This is a genomic window from Thalassospira sp. MIT121401 (assembly GCF_047125595.1).
In the GTDB taxonomy this organism is placed as follows: Bacteria; Pseudomonadota; Alphaproteobacteria; order Rhodospirillales; family Thalassospiraceae; genus Thalassospira; species Thalassospira povalilytica.
In genome coordinates this window covers 2,254,806-2,272,820 of sequence record NZ_CP138926.1, presented here as the reverse complement: position 1 = coordinate 2,272,820, position 18,015 = coordinate 2,254,806, and the positions used below count along the sequence as shown (strand labels likewise).

The window sequence follows — 18,015 nt, the reverse complement described above, 5'->3', positions numbered from 1 at the left end:
CGGCACCGCAACCGATCACACCGGCAATTCGGTTGTGCGTTTGACTTCGCGAAGGGTAATGACCGTCTGGACACGTTCGACACCGGGAAGCTGGGTCAGGACTTCACTGTGGATGCGTTCATAATCAGCAGTGTCGCTATAAACGACATGCACCAGATAATCGCTTTGCCCGGCCAGAAGATAGCATTCGACGACTTCGGGCACCTTCTGGACTTCCTTTTCAAAGGTTTCCAGGGCTTCGCGGGTCTGGCGGGTGATGGCAATATTGACGAACGCATTGCCCGGTTTGCCAATGCGGGCCGGATTAAGAAGCATGGTGTAATGGTCGATGAAACCGGCTTCTTCAAGCAGGCGCACGCGCCGCAGGCAGGCCGATGCGGACAGGTTTACCTTTTCGGCTAGATCCGCATTGCTGATACGTCCGTCTTTTTGCAACAGACGCAGGATCATGCGATCACGTTCATCCATCTGCATTTGAATAATCCTCCGAGATTTCGGTCATTCTTTTAAATTATCTAGCAATGATACCACCAACACCCCCTAGAAATGAAGATTAATTGCCCTATTTTTAGGGTATCATTCACAAACAATAACAAAATGGGCGCAAAACGCCCGGGCGTCCCCGGTCGATCCCGTGAGACACCCCGATTGCCACCTATTTCGTCGGGAGAAAACGAAATGCTGATTGGTGTTCCAAAGGAAATCAAAAACCACGAATACCGTGTCGGACTGACGCCAAGTTCAGTCCGCGAACTGACCGCCCATGGCCATGCGGTCAAGATCGAAACCATGGCCGGCGCCGGTATCGGTTGCAGCGACGAGGATTATGTCGCCGCCGGTGCGGAAATTGTCGGTACCGCCGCCGAGATTTTTGCCACCGCCGAAATGGTCATCAAGGTCAAGGAACCGCAAAAAGTCGAATATGAACAGCTGCGCGAAGGACAATTGCTGTTCACCTATTTGCATCTGGCCCCGGATCCGGATCAGACCGCGGGCCTGATCAAGTCGGGTGTCACGGCGATTGCCTATGAAACCGTGACTGATCGGAATGGCGGGTTGCCGCTTTTGGCACCGATGTCGGAAGTCGCAGGACGCATGGCCCCGCAGGTGGGGGCAGCCGCCCTGCAAAAGGCCAATGGCGGACGAGGCATGCTGCTCGGCGGTGTGCCCGGCGTTGCCCCGGCCAAGGTTGTGGTGATTGGCGGCGGTGTTGTTGGCACCAATGCCGCACGCATTGCCGCGGGCATGGGGGCGGATGTCACCATTCTTGATAAAAACGTCAAACGCCTGACCTATATCGATGATGTATTTGGTCCGCGTATCAAAACCCAATATGCCACCATCGACGACACAGAGGCGCTTGTCTTTGATGCAGATATGGTGGTCGGTGCGGTTCTTATTCCCGGTGCAGCAGCCCCGAAACTGATCCGCCGCGAACAGCTTGCCAGAATGAAGCCGGGTTCGGTGATTGTTGATGTTGCCATCGATCAGGGCGGATGTTTTGAAACATCCAAAGCCACCACCCATGCCGATCCGACCTATATCGTTGATGACGTGGTGCATTACTGCGTTGCCAATATGCCCGGTGCAGTTGCACGCACATCAACCTTTGCGCTGAACAACGCCACCCTGCCCTTTGCCCTGGCACTGGCCAACAAGGGATGGAAACAGGCCTGCAAGGATGATCCGCATCTGGCCGCGGGCCTTAATGTTCATAACGGCAAGATTACCTATCAGGCGGTCGCCGATGCGCTGGGATATGACAATTTGCCAGTTGAGAAGGCATTGTCTTAAACCCGCACAATCACATGAAAAAAGGGCCCCGAATTGGGGCCCTTTTGTTTTGGTTCATGCCGGTCGAAAATCAGAATTCGACCTGGGTTACGTCGCGCACAGCTCCCTGATCGGCACTGGTTGCCATGGCGGCATAGGCGCGAAGGGCGGTTGTGACTTTGCGTTTGCGCGGCTTGGCCGGGCGCCATGCTTCTGGTCCCTTGGCTTCCATTGCCTGACGGCGGGCGGCAAGGGTTGCATCATCAACAGCAATCTTGATCGTGCGGTTCGGGATGTCGATTTCGATCATATCCCCCGGTTCGACCAGCGCGATATCCCCACCAGCCGCAGCTTCGGGGGAGACGTGACCAATCGAAAGACCGGAGGTCCCGCCCGAGAAACGTCCATCGGTAATCAGCGCACAGGCCTTGCCCAGCCCCATCGATTTCAGGTAGCTGGTCGGATAGAGCATTTCCTGCATGCCCGGACCGCCTTTGGGGCCTTCGTAACGGATGACGACAACATCGCCTTCCTTGACCTCGCCACCGAGAACTTTGGCGACGGCTTCGTCCTGACTTTCGCAAATCACGGCCGGGCCGGTGAATTTCAGGATGCTTTCATCCACGCCACCGGTCTTGACGATGCAGCCATTGACCGCAAGGTTGCCAAACAGAACCGCAAGACCGCCATCCTGACTATAGGCATGGGCAACGTCACGAACGCAGCCTTCCTTTTCATCAAGATCAAGGTCATCCCAGTAGCGTTCCTGACTGAACGCGGTCTGGGTCGGGATGCCACCGGGCATGGCGCGATAGAATTTATGGACCGCCTCGTTTGTGGTGCGTTTGATGTCCCACTTTGCAAGGGCATCGGCCATGGTTTTGGTATGAACGGTTGAAACGTCGGTATGCAGCAAGCCGGCACGATCAAGTTCACCCAGAATGCGCATGATGCCACCCGCACGATGGACGTCTTCCATGTGGAATTTCGGATGGTTCGGCGCGACCTTGGACAGATAGGGGATCTTGCGCGACAGGCGATCCATATCGGCCATGGTAAAATTGACTTCGGCTTCCTTGGCAATCGCCAGAAGATGGAGAACCGTGTTGGTCGACCCGCCCATTGCGATATCAAGCGCCATGGCGTTTTCAAACGCCTCGAACGTGGCGATACCGCGCGGGGTCGCAGTGACGTCTTCTTCTTCGTAATAACGACGTGCCAGCTTGACCGAGGTACGGGCCGCTTCGAGGAAGAGCTCCTTACGGGCGGCATGGGTTGCCAGAACCGAACCGTTACCCGGCAATGCAAGGCCAAGGGCCTCGGCCAGGCAGTTCATCGAGTTGGCCGTGAACATGCCCGAGCATGACCCGCAGGTCGGGCAGGCAGAACGTTCAACGGTCTTGACCTGTTCATCGGAAATTTTCGGGTCGGCGGCCTGAACCATCGCATCAACCAGATCAAGGTGATGTTCTTCGCCATTCAGGACGACCTTGCCGGCCTCCATCGGGCCACCGGAAACAAAGACTGCCGGAATATTCAGGCGCATTGCAGCCATCAGCATCCCGGGCGTGATCTTGTCACAGTTGGAAATGCACACCATCGCATCGGCGCAATGGGCATTGACCATATATTCAACGGAATCGGCAATGATTTCGCGCGACGGCAAGCTGTAAAGCATGCCGTCATGGCCCATCGCGATGCCATCATCGACCGCAATGGTGTTGAATTCCTTGGCGACACCGCCGGCAGCCTCGATCTCGCGGGCGACCATCTGGCCAAGATCCTTGAGATGGACGTGACCGGGCACGAACTGGGTGAAGCTGTTGACGACCGCGATGATCGGCTTGTCGAAGTCTTCATCTTTCATACCAGTGGCGCGCCAAAGGCCGCGCGCACCGGCCATGTTGCGGCCATGGGTTGTTGTACGGGACCGATATTCCGGCATGGAAGGAACCTCTCTTTTTCGCGGGGTACGTTTCTTTAATATACTCGCGTTCTAGCACAGTATTCGCGCTTTTTGACAGTTTTTTGCCTGAAAATTTCACCAGACCCGAACATTTGGTACGATTGATACATCGGACAATGCAAAGACCCGCCGAAACGTCCGATCGGGAATGCCCCGCCCCGGCGCGAAGCGCCTTGACCGTCCATCAGGGCCAATTTTGTGACCCAGTTCACAATTTACATTACATCATTATGAAGTACCTATCCCAAATACCAAGAATACTATCCCCTTGGATAGGCGATCTTTACCTGAACAATCCATATCTTAGTGGATGATTATCGCCGCCAGGCGATTCTCCCACTCCCATTCTCACCCCGGACCTGTAGCGGTTCGGGGTTCTTTTTTTGCCTTTTGGGCAAACGACTGATGGCGTGTCAGAACTGTCTACTTTAAAGGTGTCCCGTAACCCTTTAATGTCGGGGGTCAGTCATCCATTCGGAATGAGAAGATCAGGCGGAGAAGCGCACCCAGATGTCGGACCAACTCAAGACATTGTTGCGACGCGGACTTAGCGCGCATGAGGGGAACCGGCCAGACGAGGCCGAGAAGATCTATCGCCAGGTTCTTGATATCGCGCCCAACAATGCAGAGGCAGAGCATCTTCTGGCGACCCTTCTGACCGGACAGGGCCGCCATGGCGAAGCGATTGACCTGTTTGAAAGCTGTTTGTCGAGCTTTGGCGCCAATCCGGCCGCCCGGTGCAATTATGCCATCGCGCTTGAAAGTTCGGGACAGATCGAAAAGGCCATCGATCAGTTCAAGCAGGCCATCAGCTATCACGGGGATTTCCCCACCGCCCTTTATCATCTGGCGCGCCTTGAGATACCGCGCGGCCATCTTGGCCAGGCGGTCGACCTTCTGGGGCGGTTGCTGGGCCTGAAACCCGACCATTATGAAGGATTGCTTCTGTTCGGGGATGCATTGCATGCGCTCGGCCAGGAAGAAGCCGCTCTGACATCCCTTGAACATGCCGCGCAGGCCGCCGGAATTTCACCGGACCTGATTTGCCGGGTTGGCGGGGCCTATTTGCGGCTGGGCTATCCGAAGCCGGCACAGGAACTTTATCAGCGCGCCCTGAGCATCAATGCCAAATTTGTTCCCGGTTTGCGCGGACTTGGACAGGCACTTGCCCATCAGGGCCAATATACCAAGGCAATCGCCCTTTTGAAAACGGCGCGCCAGCTTGCCACCCGGACCTCGGATATCGATCTGGTTCTGGCCGATATTACCCTGAAATGCGGTGACCTGACTGAGACCATCGCCCTTCTTGAAGGGATCCTGGCAAAGGACCCGGACCATGCGACCGCAGATGCGCTTTTGGTCCGAACAAAGGCCAAGCTTGGATCAGCAGACGGCACAGACCACGCCAAGGCAGCCAAGAACTGGGCAAAGCATCATATGCCGATTGCGGCCAAGCCCAGCTTTGCCAATATCAGACAAGCCGACAAGCGGTTGCGCATCGGGTGGCTGTCGCCGTTCTTTTGCGATCACGCGACCCACGGGCTTTTGCGGCCCCTCGCACGTCATCTGAACCGCCACGAGATCGAACTGTTCCTGTATTGCGCAACACCGCGCCCCGATGATGTCACCCGATCATGGCAGGTCATGGCAGATGGCTGGCGCGAGGTGTTCGGACAGGACCCGATGCAAATTGCCGACCGCATCCGCAAGGACAAGGTCGATATCCTGATTGATGTTTGCGGCATTCACCCGACCCAACCGATCGAGGTTTTCGCGCTTTATGCCGCCCCGGTTCAAGCCAGCCTGTCGCCGATCACGACAGGTATCGCCCAGATCGATTATCTGATCGGGCATAAGGAAATGTTCAGTGGCAAGCTTGCCGCCAACAAGCTGTTCTCCGAACGTCCGCAGAAGCTTGAACTTGGGCCGTATCTTCCTGATGAATATGATGATGCGCTTCCTGTCAGTCCGCTTCCTGCCGCGGTGGGCGATGATATTATCCGGTTTGGCTGCATCGACCGGGTTGCCAATATCAGTGATGAAACACTCAATTGCTTTGCGCGTATCCTGAACAAGGTCAAAAACAGCCGCATTGTCATCCAGGATGATGTTCTTGAAGACAGTTATGCCGCCAAGACGTTTCTTGACCGTACCCGTCAGGCCGGGATCAAGCGCGACCGGCTTGATCTTGCCGGGGCGGTCGCAAAAGAAGACCGCCCTGCCCTGTTTGCCCAGATCGATATCGGACTGGCGCCGTTCCCGGCGATTTCGATCGAGAATTATTTTGACATGTTGTGGTTCGGGGTGCCATTTGTATCGCTTGCAAGCGAATTGCCGGGATCCCGTATGGGACTGGCATTGCTGGGTGATATCGGGCTTGAAGCATTATGTGCCCAAACCGAAAAGGGCTATGTCGATAAATGCATCATGCTGAGTTCCGACCTTAAGGCGCTGGCCAGCATCCGGGAAAACATGCGCGAGCGCATCCGCAACAGCAAGGCATTCCACGGCCCGGCAGTCGCCCGCGAGTTCGAGGAAGCCTGTCGCGAGATGTGGCAAAACTGGTGTCTGGCCAAATAACAGGCCGGATCGGCAACATACCATGCGCGCGCCTGCCGATACTCAGACGGCGCACGCGGCCTAACGGACGATCATTGAGCGCAGAATTTCATCAACAGCAGCCGCCAGATCATCGGCGATGAAGTCGGCTTCTGATGATTCCGGTTGTCTGGTTTCCTTGGCCCCGTGCCCGGTTCGCACCATGATGGCACGCGCCCCCGCGGCATGACCGGCGCGGATATCATTGATGCGATCGCCCACCAGCACGCTGTCAGGCAGTGAAATCGCGAATTCATCGGCCGCGGCCAGCAACATGCCCGGTTCGGGTTTGCGACAGGTCGTTTCGCGACGGTAATCGCCTTCGCCCTTTTCGTGATAGGGGGAATAGAAAATCCCCTGAAGGGATGCATGTTGTTGGGCAAGCATCGCAACCATCACCTTGTGAATATCAAGAAGCTGGTCTTCGGTAATATAGCCGCGTGCAACACCGGACTGGTTGGTCACAACGATCACCGGAATGCCGGCATCGTTCAGTTTGCGAATGGCGTCAGCGACACCATCAATCAGGCGCAAATCTTCGATGCGTGACAGGTAATGAACTTCTTCATTGATCACGCCGTCCCGATCCAGAAAAACCGCCGGCAACAGATTGCGGCGGTCGCGAAACCGCGGGGCCGGATCAATCAGGTGACGTTTGACAGGATCATCGGAAGGGTTTTGCATCAGGAACCTTTTACGCAATCAATCTGGGGCAACAATACCGCAAGTAACAATACTGCAAGCTTGGGGCCTGAGCCCATTTTAAACAGTCAATCAGGTTCAGCCCCAAGCCAATATGGCAAGATCGCCGGGAAAAGCCACCCCGCATTCCGCAGCGCGAAAAACAAAGTGGTATTACCATTATTCACTTGCAGGAAGGCCGTCTGCCATGACAGGTTCTGGTTAAAAGAACCTGATCAGGAATACGTATCCAATGTTTGCCGATATCCTAGCCATTCTGGCGCCCGTCTTTATCACCGCTGGACTTGGCTATTTCTGGGCCCGTGCAGGCAAGCATTTTGACACCAATCTTGTGACATCCATCGTCACCTATTTTGCGACACCGTGTTTGACATTTGCCGCCCTTGCAACGGTCGAACTGGGTGGGGATACACTGATCCTGATGGGGACAGCAGCACTTGCGGCCAATATTCTTTTCGCCCTGATCGGATGGCCGATCCTGAAGGTTTTCAAGCTGTCGCCGCGCACCTATTTGCAGTCGCTGACCTGGCCGAATGTCGGCAATGTCGGCTTGCCGCTTTGCATGCTGGCCTATGGCAAGGAGGGACTGGCGCTTTCGGTGGCGTTTTTTGCCACCTATGTGGTGCTTCAGCTGACCATCGGGGTCGCCTTTGTTTCCGGCAGCTTTTCACTGAAATCGCTGGCAAAGATGCCGATCATTCCGGCAACCCTGATCGCCACCATCTTTCTTGCCACCGATACCGACGTCCCGGCCTGGCTTTACAATACCACCAACCTGATCGGGCAACTGACCATTCCATTGATGCTGTTTACCCTTGGCGTATCGCTTGCCAAGCTGCGCCCGGTCAGCCTTGCACGCAGTACAGCGCTTAGCCTGTTGCGCCTTGGCATGGGTTTCGGGGTTGGGGTTGGTCTTTCGGAAGTCATGGGTTTGACCGGGATCGAGCGCGGTGTGGTGATTTTGCAATGCTCGATGCCGGTTGCTGTTTTCTGTTATCTGTTTGCGCAGCTTTACAACCGCGAACCCGAAGAAGTCGCGGGCGTGGTCATCAGTTCAAGCTTCCTTGCCGCCATCGCACTGCCGGCCCTTCTTTGGTACGTGCTGTAAGGCCCGCGCCCTTGAGCAGGTTCCGTTTCAATCCAAACGGAACTTGCACTAGCGGATGATCAGGCGATAGTCCCCCGAAACAGTGCCGTCCGCTGCACTTTTATCGGGGTAAAATCCGACCGCGCATTCAAAGCTTCCTTTCTGAAGATCAGGGTCGCCTTTTTCGGCGGCCAGTTCCATCACGTGATCCCGGCAGGCGGCAACATCGGCAAAGACGGCCTCGGTAATCTGGATTTTGCGCGGTTCGGACCGATCGGGGGTATAGACTGCGGTGACATTTTCCCAAGGCGCGGCATCATCAGACCAGAACAGGTCGGCGATATGGCGTTCGGGATTGGCAAAACTTGCGACAGCAAGACCGGCAATCGCCAGTGCAAGAACCGCACGACGTAGCATTCGTTTATTCATCTTCTTCCTTCAGGCCCCTTTGCCACCCAGCAACGTGAAATCGATTGCCGGAAACGGGGCATCATATTCAAGATGGTAATCATCCATCGGTGGTGGCGACTGTGTGGTGGTTGCAAGCAGGATGTGAACCTGCCCGCGCTGATGGGTTTGATAGACAAACAGATGCGACAGGATGTCGGCAACAGTTTCATGTGTGACCACATTGTTGCGACGTTCAATTTCAACATCACGCATCGCATCCTTTTCCCCGAGCTGATCACAAAATGCCATCAGTTTATGGTCGGCATCGCGCTGGGCCGCCGCCAGACCGGCGATGTCGGAAAAGGGTGTCATACGGCCCGAATACAGGGTCCCCTGCCCGTGCCCGCCATCCAGCAAGGCATCAAGATAATAGCTGTCGACCGTCAGGGTCTGGTTCAGGGCTTCGAGGATCGAAGGGGTGAAACGTGTCCGTTTGGCGTTGAGTTCACGCGGTGTGAGCTTTTGACACACACCAAACAGACGATGATTGGACCAGGCATTGTTTCGCGCCTGATGAAAAAACGAAGTTCCCGGCATACCGCAAGTGTCCCAATTTTTGGCACCCGGCGACGTTTGACAGAAATGTCTATCCGGTCACAGGGTGCGCATGGTTTAGCGGACCGTTTCCTTTGCCGTAATTTGGTGCGGTTCGGATGGCTTCACGGACATAAGCCCGTGCGCGAGCAACAGAATCACTCAATCCCATGCCCTGTGCCAGCCCGGTTGCAATCGAACTTGCAAGCGAGCAGCCCGTACCATGATTATTTTCAGACGGAATGCGAGAACCTTCGAAGCCTTCGACATCACCGTCCCGGCGCCACAAGATATCGACGATTTTATCCCCTTCGGCGTGACCACCTTTGATCAGGACAGCCTGCGCGCCCAGATCGCCAATTTTGTGCGCCGCAGCAATCATATCACCTTCGTCGGCGATTTTCATGCCTGACAGTACTTCGGCTTCGGGAATATTTGGTGTCAGAACCGTTGCAAGCGGGATCATTTGTTCGATCAATGCCGAAACCGCGTCATCTTCGAGCAGTTTTGAACCGCTTTGTGAAACCATCACCGGATCTACAACCACAGGAATCCCTTCTGCTTTTGCCTTGATGAATTCCGCCACCGCATTGATCACCGGGGCAGAGTGCAGCATCCCGGTCTTGATTGCATCGGCACCGATATCATCAATCGTTACCGTTGCCTGATGGACGATCATTTCCGGTGCGATGCCCAGAACGTCGAAGACTCCGGTCGTATTTTGCACCGTAAGCGCGGTAATGGCCGTCGCAGCATAGCCGCCAAGTGCTGTGACCGACTTGATATCAGCCTGAATACCAGCCCCGCCCGAGCAATCGGACCCGGCAATAATCAAGACGCGACCTTTCATGATCGACTTCCTTTATCCGTGCAAAACGATGTTCTGTTTAACGCCCAACCGGCAACCGGTCACGGCTTAGCCGGCAACAGCGGTGATCTGGGCCACAATCCCGTCGACGATTTTTTCGACCTTGGCGGCGTCGTCGCCTTCGGCCATGACACGGATCAGCGGTTCGGTCCCCGATTTGCGGATCAGAACACGGCCATCGCCATTGAAGGCCTTTTCGGCCGAGGAAATGGCTTCGATTACACTGCTGTCAGACAGCGGATCGGAACCGGCCGAATAGCGCACATTTTTAAGGATCTGCGGCAGCGGTTCGAACACGCGACTCATTTCCGAAACGCGGCCTTCGCGGCTGGCAAGAACCGCAAGCACCTGAAGGGCGGCAAGCAGGCCATCACCGGTCGATGCAAAATCAGACAGCACGATATGGCCGGACTGTTCGCCGCCGACATTGCAATCAAGCGCACGCATCTGTTCAACCACATAGCGGTCGCCGACCTTGGTGCGGATCAAACGCACATCATTGCGTTCGAGATAGCGTTCAAGACCAAGGTTCGACATCACGGTCGCCACCAGCGCATTGCCGCGCAACTGTCCGGTGCGTTTCCAATGGGTGGTGACAAGGCCCATCAACTGGTCCCCGTCAATCAGCTGGCCTTTTTCGTCGCACATCTGAACACGGTCGGCATCACCATCCAGTGCAATCCCGACATCGGCCTTTTCTGCCAGAACGCGGTCGCACATGGTTTTGGTATAGGTCGAACCGCATTTGTCATTGATGTTCAGGCCATTCGGGCTGGTGCCGATTTCAATCACATCAGCGCCGAGTTCACGCAGAACCTTGGGGGCGACGGAATAGCCCGCACCATGGGCGCAATCAAGGACGATACGCAGACCTTCGAGCGTCACCGAACCGGGCAAGGAAGATTTGACCGCCTCGATATAGCGGCCCGGCGCATCATCAATACGCTTGGCACGACCAAGGGCATTGGCCGGCACCAGTTTGCTTGAAAGGTCGCTTTCCATCAATTGTTCGAGTTCGAGTTCGACCTCGTCGGACAGCTTGAAACCATCCGGCCCGAACAGCTTGATACCGTTATCCTGGAACGGGTTGTGCGAAGCAGAGATCATGACGCCGATATCGGCACGCATGGATTTGGTCAGCATGGCAACCGCAGGCGTCGGCATCGGCCCGACCAGCATCACATCCATCCCCATCGACGTAAAACCGGCCACAAGTGCAGGTTCGAGCATATAGCCCGACAGGCGGGTATCCTTGCCAATGACGACCTTGTGGCGATGGTTGCCGCGCGTGAAATAATGGCCTGCTGCCATCCCGACCTTAAGTGCCACTTCGGCAGTCATCGGGGCCGTATTGGCCGTTCCACGAATTCCATCGGTACCAAAATATTTGCGGCTCATGCTTCTTTTCTCTGTTTCTTCAACGGGCGGTCATGCCCGTCCTATGAATTCTGATTGCCGGTTATATCAAAGTGACGTTTCAATGCTACTGTTCAATGTGTTCGGCAAGCGCGCATTTTAGCCCAACTCACCCACCAATCCGTTAACGCGCCTGGTACTTTGTCGGCCGATAAAAGCAATGACCTGATGGCAAAAACCGGCTATCACAAAGCGACATGTTTTAAAGGCTTGAAACCGGGGGAATTTTGGGGGCTTTCCGCACAAATCTGGCATTGCTTGCGATGATCGTGGCAATCGGTTGCGGTGTGCTTGTTTCCCGGACAGCGCCATCCCATGCCCATGAACTGCGCCAGCATTTTGTTCTCGATGGCAATGGCCCGAAAAACACCGTCAATCTGAACCGGTTTCTTGAACGGATGATCACCGACCGGTCGATCATCATCCCATCCGATGTCGTCAATCTTCCCGATTCCGAATTCGAAAAGGTGTTTGGCACACCGGGTCCCGGCTATACCGACAGGACAATCTGGTATCGCGCATCATTCCTTGTCGAGGCTGATGACAGCGACAGCAAGGCGTTATCCTATCTTGAAGTTGGCGCGACCTATCTGAATGACATCCAGATGTATGTGCTGTCGGAAGAAAGCGGTCGCACCATCTGGGAGGGACGCGTTGGCGATCGCATCCCCAATGGGCCCGATGCGATTGCCGGGTTAAAGCATATGGCGCAATGGCCCATATTGGGCCCGGGCCATTACTGGCTGGTGATGGCGGTCAGAACCAACAGTTCGCATGTTTTCGAAGTGACGCTATCACCAGAATCCGTTGTCATCGCCGATGCCGGTTCTGAAAGTTATCTCAAGGGCAGTTATCTCGGCATTTTGCTGGTGGCGTTCGGGGTTTATCTGACCTTTGGGGTTCTGACCCGTGACCGCGCGATCAACTGGTATGCGGGCTATATTCTTTCGCTGTTTTTGATCAATCTTGGCACGTCGGGTTATGCGCAGCTGATTTTCAAAGATCTTTGGCCGCTTGCCAGTGATTTCGTTACCGGAACGGGGACGGCACTTGCGCTTGGAACCAGTCTTGCGATGTGGGCATCGATTGTCGAGCTTGACCGTCATAACCGGGTTCTGTACCGGGTGATGATGTGTTTTGCCGGTGTGGCGATGTGCGGTTTCCTGACATCGACGTCCGATCTTTATATCTATTTTGCCAAACTGTTCTTCGTTCCCGACATCTTTTTGCTGATTGTGTTGCTGGTCTATTTTGTGATGATCGGCTATCGCGAGAAGCGGCTGGCGCGGTTGAGTTTCCTTCTGGTGGCGCTTGGCGTGCCGACGCTTGCGGTGATTGTGCATCTGTTGATGTTGATGGGGCTTGTGCCGATCAATGCCTTTACCGGCAATATCTATTCGGCAAGTTCGACGGTGCACCTTGTCATGGTGGCCCTTGCCATGGGGTATCGCACCTATGCGCTTGCCAACCGGCGCCTGGACGCATTTCAGAACAGCCAGCGCGCCAATCAGCTTGCCGGGGAACAGCGCACCTTTATCACGATGCTGTCGCATGAATTCCGCACCCCGCTTGCCATCATTCAGCGGTCGGCGGAAATTCTTGGCCTGCATCTTCGTGACGAACAGGAAGCGGTCCATACCCGGCTGGCCACCATCCGCAGCAATGCCGGACAGTTATCGGGACTGGTCGATGCGTTCCTGACAAAGGAAACACTTGATAGCGCGACCTTTACGACATCGCGCCAACCGGTCGCCATTGACCTTTTCCTGAGCGAACTGATCGCGCGGCGCACCCGGGAAGTCCCCGAACAGAACGTCAATCTGATCAATTCGGAATTCGCAATTGTCGAGGTTGATCGCATTCTTCTGGAACGGGCGATCGTCAATCTGATTGAAAATGCCCGAAAATATGCACCGGGGTCACCGGTATGGATTGCGTGTAACCGGGCGGCAAACGGGTTTGTCTATATCCGGGTTCTGGATGAAGGACCGGGCATTCCCCCGGAAGATCTCAGCAATGTACTTAATGCGTTTTATCGTGGCCGGGAATCTTCAGTCACCCAGGGGGTTGGTCTGGGACTTCATATCACCAACCAGATTGTCGAAGCCCATGAGGGCACATTATCGGTCAGTGTCGGTGAACGCGGCGGCACGACCATTTTGCTAAAAATTCCCTATAACCACGAAGCAACGATTGCGCGCACCAACGAAATATATCTTGGCGTTCCCGGCAAATTTCGCCCCAAATCCCGCGGGGAGGACCGGTAACATGCGCAAAACAATGATGCCAGGTCACCTGTCGGACCGTTTGCACAAGATCGCGATGATGGTTGGTGCGGTGATATTTGCGATTGTTTGCGCCCTGCCCTTCGGGATCGGAGGCGGATTTATCGGCGGTTCCGGATCCGCATTTGCACAAACCGGGTCCGCATCCCCAAATGGTGCGGTGGTTCTTTCGGGGCGTCTTGAAACAGCAATCGACCTGACACCGTTTATCCGGTCCTATGTAGACAAATCGCGCCATCGTTCATTGCGCGAGATCCTTGCCCTGCCCGATCAGAGTTTCGAGCCATCCGAACATATCCCGTCATTTGGCTATACGCAGGATATCATCTGGTACCGGATGGCGCTTTCCATCGATGCGCCGGTTAGCAATCAGGCGCTTTTTGAATTTGCGCCGACCTACCTGGATTTCATTGATGTGTTTTTGTTCGCCAAGGGCGACGATCAGCCTGTCTGGACGGTAAATCTTGGTGACAATATTCCGGCAAGTGCCCGCCCGTACAAGGGCGGCACCCATATTGCGGCCCTGCCGCCGCTGATATCTGGCCAGTATGAGATGTATATCCGGGTGCAAAGCAACAGCACCAATATGATGCAGTTGAAGCTTTGGCCCAGCAACGCCCTGATCACGTCCCTGACCTATCGGAATTTGACGACCAATGTGTTTTTCGGGCTGGTGGTGACACTTGGCATTGCCTATTTCACGTTCGGTCTGATTGCGCGCGACTATGTGGTGTCGCTTTATGGCTGCTGGATTGTCACGGTCGGGGCCGTGGTTGCGATTGTCAACGGGCTCGTCTTAAGCGAAATCAGCCCGGAAATACCGTGGCTCAATGATTTCCTGTTGAGTGAAACCAACATATTGTCGCATGCGGCAATTGCGTTTTTATGGCTTTACATCACCGACATTCGAAAACGCCATCCACTGATTTTCAAGCTGTCATGTTGTTATGCCCTGTTTGTCCTGGCCTTTACCCTGACTGGTGGCGGGCGCTATTACACGTGGTTCGGGACCTATGTCGTTCCCAGTCATGCGCTGTTCATGGCGATGATGTGCCTGTTTCTGGTCAAACGGTTGATCGAGGATATCCATTCCTGGATCAACTGGGGCTATCTGGTTGTTCTAGCCATTCCGACCGCAGCGGGGATCACGCTTCAGCTTGTTCATAGCGGCTGGATTGATGCAACACCGCTGCGTATCGGGCTGCATCAATATACCCTTGTGCTGCATCTTGTCGGCATGGGCATTTTGATGGCGGTGCGGCTGTTTCATATGAACAGCGAACGCCTGTCGGTTTCGCGGCAGGCATCGGAAACCACGACGCTTGTCGAAGAACAGCGCAAACTGATTTCCATGCTGTCCCATGAATTCCGCACCCCGCTTGCCGTCATTCAGCGGTCGGCCGAAATGTTGATGCTGCGCCTTAAGGGCGGGACGCGTGACGTGATGGATCGCCTTGAACGGATCCAGTTACAGGCCCGCAAACTTGCCCGCCTGGTTGATATTTTCCTGAGCAAGGATGGCATTGATAATCAGGAATTGTCGCTGGCGCGTGAACTGGTCGCAATTAACCGGTTCATGGAAGATTTCGTTGCCAACACCACCCGCGAAGGGGCGGAAATCTTTGTGACCTGCCACGATACCGACGGGTTCGAGGCCTTTATTGATGAAACCCTGATCGGGCTTGCGATTACCAATCTGATCGAAACATCGCGCCGGTTTGCCCATGGTCGCCCACTGCACATCCAGGTGGTGCGTCATAGCAGCGCGATGGTTGAAATCGCCATTCCGTGCAGCGGACCGGAACTGAATGATGATGAAATCAGATTGATCGGCGATGCGCTGTTTCGTCAGAACATGGAAGCCAAATCCATGCGCAGTGCCCTTGGCCTGCATATTTCCCAACGCATCGTCGATGCCCATGGCGGGTCGATCAAATTGCGAGATCAGGGACGTTTGGGGATCGAGCTTTGTCTATTGCTGCCCTGTGAAGAAACCGGCGCGGGCGAACCGTAAGACGGGCCATTTACCCCCCCCCGCCATCACTGCCGCCAACAACGCCCAGAGGTCCGGCACAGCAAAATGCCGGCATCGGGCGCAAGCTATCCAGCGCAAGTTATCGGACGCCAGAACGGGGCGATATGCCCGAAAAGTCAGGACGCGTCAGCCGCACCCTGAACAATTGCGGTCGAGGTAAAGGCATACCCCCGGCCATAGGCCGTTCTGACCGGCAGTTCTTCGCCGATTTCCTTGAGGATTTTCTGACGGACACGACGGATGGCGGTATCAAGGTTACGGCAATTTTCCGCCGTATCGGCCTTGCCAAGTTCAATGACGATTTCCGGGCGGGTCAACCAGGCACCGTTTGCTTCGATCAGCAATTTGATGATCGTGCGTTCGGTCGCGGTCAGGGTTGCTTCATCCCCGTTGGGATTGCGCAAAGTCCAGTTCAGCATGTCGAGAACCCAACCGCCTTCAAGTCCGGCCTGTTCGGGGCCGGAGTCGACATCGCTGCGGGTTGTCCGGCGCATCAACGGTTTAAGGGCGGCTTCGATCACGGAAAGCGGGCTGTCTTTGGTCAGGTAAACATCCGCGCCGGATTTGTAACCGGTCAGATGATTATCCATGCCCGAAAGCGATGTCAGCATCATGATCCCGCAATCAATCGTCTTGCGGACATGTTTTGCCAGTTCATAGCCGTCCGCATCCGGCAGCATGATATCAAGAATGACCGCGTCGGGTTGCTTGGTTTCCAATGCACGATAGAAGGCTGCGCCGGTTTCACATCCCACGACGTCAAACCCGCACATTTCCAGATACTCGCACAGATCCTTGTTCAGGTCTGTGTTGTCTTCAACGACAAATACACACTGTGTCATAGCATCCCGGCCGGATGTGACGCTGCTGAAATCAGGCTGCGTCAGGCCGCCAATTCCGTTCATACAAAGACCTTCGCGTTTGCTTTTTTGTGCCAACCAAGAGTTGTGGCTTTGTGCCACTTGTATTCATTCAATATCTGGTATGTGACGATGTGCCCTATTCTGCAAGCCCCAACCGTCAAAGGTCAGAAAATGCCAGAATCCAAACAGAAAAAGGCAAGACCACATCAGGTTGGGTAAGAAGTCCCCAACCTTTTGAATGATCTTGCCTTTTAATCGAAACGTTAAAAATCACAAGCTATACAGCCAGTGAGTGTAAAGGTCTTACCGGCTATACCATAGAGGTAGAGCTGGACACTGAAAGTGCCTGCACCGTTTCCTGAACATCATGGACGCGGATCATCTGAACCCCGTGGCGCCAGCCATTGACCGCCGATGCAATAGAACCGCCAAGGCGCTGCTTGGGATCTGCATCAGGGTCAATCTTGCCGATGAAGGATTTGCGCGACGTCCCCAACAGGATCGGACAGCCCAAACCATGGAAGATCGCCAGACGCGACAGCAGTTCAAGATTGTGCGACAGCGTTTTGCCAAAACCGATGCCCGGATCAACACAGATACGGTCACGTGCGATCCCTGCCCGTTCGCAGCTTTCGATACGATCCAGCAGATAGTCATAGACATCAAGAACCGCGCAATCATATTGCGGATCGGCCTGCATGGTGCCCGGTTCGCCCTGCATATGCATCAGCATGACGGGTTTGCCCGATGCAGCGGCGACTTCCATTGACCGTTCGTCGCCTTCAAGCCCGGTAACGTCATTGATGATCGCGGCCCCGGCGTCGAGTGCGGCCTCCATCACCGAGGCATGACGGGTATCGATCGAAATCACATGACCGTCGGCTGCGAGTTCCCGAATGACCGGAACCACACGGTTAATTTCCTCGTCTTCGGACACATCGGCTGCACCGGGGCGGGTTGATTCGCCGCCGATATCAAGGATCGATGCCCCGGCCTTTGCCATGGCACGACCGCGTGCAACCGCATCGGACGTGGTGTTGTAATCCCCACCGTCCGAAAAGCTGTCAGGCGTCACATTGATGATGCCCATGACATGGCAGGTCGCCATATCAAGCCCGGCATATTCCGGACGTTTGGCCATCAGGCGATCCAGAACATTGTTGATTTCATCGACACGTCCGCTGTTCTGAACCCAGCCTTCAAGGGCGAGCAGCGGCAGGATCATGCTTTCGGCCCCGCCACCATCGCGGCGGCGGATGATCTCAAGCGCAGAAAAGCCACGGCGCGATCCGGCCAGCGGAAGCGTGTTGGGGTCATCGGCGTGGTCAATGAAACCCGTAGGTGCGTAGTAAAGCGGTCCATCAAAATCAGCAAAGCCCCGCACATCGGCGGGGCTTCGCAGGACCGATCTTTTGATCTCGTCCATCAGTCTCTTTCG

14 protein-coding genes are annotated in these 18,015 nt (G+C 55.2%); 5 read left to right on the top strand and 9 right to left on the bottom strand.

What is annotated here, in order from left to right; all coding sequences use genetic code 11:
- Positions 1-15: 15 nt before the first annotated feature.
- Complete coding sequence (locus SIB88_RS10410; protein ID WP_068518095.1) at positions 16-474, bottom strand: Lrp/AsnC family transcriptional regulator; 459 nt, start codon at positions 472-474, stop codon at positions 16-18.
- A gap of 204 nt (positions 475-678) precedes the next feature.
- On the opposite strand from SIB88_RS10410, the gene ald reads away from it, so the two are divergent.
- On the top strand, positions 679-1,794 hold the full coding sequence (ald, locus tag SIB88_RS10405) for an alanine dehydrogenase (protein WP_412558010.1): 1,116 nt from the start codon (positions 679-681) through the stop codon (positions 1,792-1,794).
- A 70-nt stretch (positions 1,795-1,864) separates the two neighbouring features.
- On the opposite strand, the gene ilvD is transcribed toward ald, so the two are convergent.
- Positions 1,865-3,718, bottom strand: coding sequence for a dihydroxy-acid dehydratase (gene ilvD, locus SIB88_RS10400; protein WP_068518097.1), 1,854 nt, complete (start codon positions 3,716-3,718; stop codon positions 1,865-1,867).
- Positions 3,719-4,249: 531 nt separating this feature from the next.
- On the opposite strand from ilvD, the gene SIB88_RS10395 reads away from it, so the two are divergent.
- A complete protein-coding gene (locus tag SIB88_RS10395) occupies positions 4,250-6,319 on the top strand; it encodes a tetratricopeptide repeat protein (protein ID WP_412558009.1) in 2,070 nt (689 codons plus the stop codon).
- A 60-nt stretch (positions 6,320-6,379) separates the two neighbouring features.
- Here the strand turns inward: SIB88_RS10395 and SIB88_RS10390 are convergent, their stop codons facing one another.
- The gene (locus tag SIB88_RS10390; RefSeq protein ID WP_412558008.1) at positions 6,380-7,021 is read right to left on the bottom strand and encodes a D-glycero-alpha-D-manno-heptose-1,7-bisphosphate 7-phosphatase; all 642 of its coding nucleotides are present in this window, start codon (positions 7,019-7,021) and stop codon (positions 6,380-6,382) included.
- Between the two features lie 250 nt (positions 7,022-7,271).
- Here SIB88_RS10390 and SIB88_RS10385 point away from each other — a divergent pair, with 250 nt between their 5' ends.
- Complete coding sequence (locus tag SIB88_RS10385) at positions 7,272-8,147, top strand: AEC family transporter (protein WP_068518100.1); 876 nt, start codon at positions 7,272-7,274, stop codon at positions 8,145-8,147.
- A gap of 48 nt (positions 8,148-8,195) precedes the next feature.
- Here SIB88_RS10385 and SIB88_RS10380 read toward each other — a convergent pair whose 3' ends face one another.
- The 4 genes from SIB88_RS10380 to glmM form a co-directional block, all read right to left on the bottom strand.
- A complete protein-coding gene (locus SIB88_RS10380) occupies positions 8,196-8,555 on the bottom strand; it encodes a hypothetical protein (RefSeq protein WP_412558007.1) in 360 nt (119 codons plus the stop codon).
- Between the two features lie 9 nt (positions 8,556-8,564).
- Positions 8,565-9,113, bottom strand: a complete 549-nt coding sequence (locus tag SIB88_RS10375) for a DinB family protein (RefSeq protein ID WP_412558006.1) — start codon at positions 9,111-9,113, stop codon at positions 8,565-8,567.
- Positions 9,114-9,162: 49 nt separating this feature from the next.
- Positions 9,163-9,960: a bifunctional hydroxymethylpyrimidine kinase/phosphomethylpyrimidine kinase gene (thiD, locus tag SIB88_RS10370; RefSeq protein WP_412558005.1), complete on the bottom strand. Its 798-nt coding sequence runs from the start codon at positions 9,958-9,960 to the stop codon at positions 9,163-9,165.
- A gap of 66 nt (positions 9,961-10,026) precedes the next feature.
- Entirely contained in the window at positions 10,027-11,376 is a 1,350-nt protein-coding gene (gene glmM, locus SIB88_RS10365) for a phosphoglucosamine mutase (protein WP_068518104.1), read from the bottom strand.
- A gap of 245 nt (positions 11,377-11,621) precedes the next feature.
- Here glmM and SIB88_RS10360 point away from each other — a divergent pair, with 245 nt between their 5' ends.
- Positions 11,622-13,661 (top strand): ATP-binding protein, encoded by a 2,040-nt coding sequence (locus tag SIB88_RS10360; RefSeq protein WP_412558004.1) that lies wholly within the window; start codon positions 11,622-11,624, stop codon positions 13,659-13,661.
- Between the two features lies 1 nt (position 13,662).
- A complete protein-coding gene (locus SIB88_RS10355; protein WP_412558003.1) occupies positions 13,663-15,693 on the top strand; it encodes a 7TM-DISM domain-containing protein in 2,031 nt (676 codons plus the stop codon).
- 137 nt (positions 15,694-15,830) lie between these two features.
- On the opposite strand, the gene SIB88_RS10350 is transcribed toward SIB88_RS10355, so the two are convergent.
- Both SIB88_RS10350 and folP read right to left on the bottom strand, forming a co-directional pair.
- A complete protein-coding gene (locus SIB88_RS10350) occupies positions 15,831-16,556 on the bottom strand; it encodes a response regulator transcription factor (protein WP_228195907.1) in 726 nt (241 codons plus the stop codon).
- Between the two features lie 331 nt (positions 16,557-16,887).
- Positions 16,888-18,003 carry a dihydropteroate synthase gene (gene folP, locus SIB88_RS10345; protein WP_288349925.1) on the bottom strand — a complete coding sequence of 372 codons (1,116 nt, stop codon included), beginning with the start codon at positions 18,001-18,003 and terminating at the stop codon, positions 16,888-16,890.
- Between the last annotated feature and the right edge of the window lie 12 nt (positions 18,004-18,015).

Bases quoted from the DNA above. Each gene is read 5' to 3' on its own strand.
- SIB88_RS10410 (WP_068518095.1), bottom strand. From the start codon at position 474: ATGCAGATGGATGAACGTGATCGCATGATCCTGCGTCTGTTGCAAAAA.
- ald (WP_412558010.1), top strand. From the start codon at position 679: ATGCTGATTGGTGTTCCAAAGGAAATCAAAAACCACGAATACCGTGTC.
- ilvD (WP_068518097.1), bottom strand. From the start codon at position 3,718: ATGCCGGAATATCGGTCCCGTACAACAACCCATGGCCGCAACATGGCC.
- SIB88_RS10395 (WP_412558009.1), top strand. From the start codon at position 4,250: ATGTCGGACCAACTCAAGACATTGTTGCGACGCGGACTTAGCGCGCAT.
- SIB88_RS10390 (WP_412558008.1), bottom strand. From the start codon at position 7,021: ATGCAAAACCCTTCCGATGATCCTGTCAAACGTCACCTGATTGATCCG.
- SIB88_RS10385 (WP_068518100.1), top strand. From the start codon at position 7,272: ATGTTTGCCGATATCCTAGCCATTCTGGCGCCCGTCTTTATCACCGCT.
- SIB88_RS10380 (WP_412558007.1), bottom strand. From the start codon at position 8,555: ATGAATAAACGAATGCTACGTCGTGCGGTTCTTGCACTGGCGATTGCC.
- SIB88_RS10375 (WP_412558006.1), bottom strand. From the start codon at position 9,113: ATGCCGGGAACTTCGTTTTTTCATCAGGCGCGAAACAATGCCTGGTCC.
- thiD (WP_412558005.1), bottom strand. From the start codon at position 9,960: ATGAAAGGTCGCGTCTTGATTATTGCCGGGTCCGATTGCTCGGGCGGG.
- glmM (WP_068518104.1), bottom strand. From the start codon at position 11,376: ATGAGCCGCAAATATTTTGGTACCGATGGAATTCGTGGAACGGCCAAT.
- SIB88_RS10355 (WP_412558003.1), top strand. From the start codon at position 13,663: ATGCGCAAAACAATGATGCCAGGTCACCTGTCGGACCGTTTGCACAAG.
- SIB88_RS10350 (WP_228195907.1), bottom strand. From the start codon at position 16,556: ATGACACAGTGTGTATTTGTCGTTGAAGACAACACAGACCTGAACAAG.
- folP (WP_288349925.1), bottom strand. From the start codon at position 18,003: ATGGACGAGATCAAAAGATCGGTCCTGCGAAGCCCCGCCGATGTGCGG.